Source organism: Corallococcus sp. AB049A (genome assembly GCF_003668885.1).
GTDB lineage: Bacteria > Myxococcota > Myxococcia > Myxococcales > Myxococcaceae > Corallococcus > Corallococcus interemptor.
This window is the reverse complement of the sequence record NZ_RAWL01001243.1, coordinates 1-420: the sequence shown is the minus strand read 5'-3', so window position 1 is coordinate 420 and position 420 is coordinate 1. Positions and strand designations below refer to the sequence as shown.

General features: G+C 68.6%; 1 protein-coding gene. It reads left to right on the top strand.

What is annotated here, in order from left to right; genetic code table 11:
- On the top strand, positions 1-420 hold a 420-nt coding region (rplB, locus tag D7X55_RS46885; protein WP_121725783.1), incomplete at both ends, for a 50S ribosomal protein L2.

The window sequence follows — 420 nt, the reverse complement described above, 5'->3', positions numbered from 1 at the left end:
CCCCGAAGGGCCTGAAGGCCGGTGATCAGGTGATCGCTGGTTCGGACGCCCCGATCAAGGCCGGCAACACCCTGCCGCTGCGCAACATCCCGGTCGGCACCACCATCCACTGCATCGAGCTGAAGCCGGGCAAGGGCGCTCAGATCGCTCGCGCCGCTGGTGCGGCCGTGCAGCTGGTGGCTCGCGAAGGCATCTACGCCACCCTGCGCCTGCGCTCGGGTGAAATGCGCAAGGTTCCGGTCGAGTGCTGCGCCACCATCGGCGAAGTCGGCAACGACGAGCACAGCCTGGAAAAGCTGGGCAAGGCCGGTGCCAAGCGTTGGCGCGGCGTCCGCCCGACCGTTCGTGGTGCTGCCATGAACCCGGTTGACCACCCGCACGGTGGTGGTGAGGCCAAGGCCGGCCAGGGTAACCCGCATC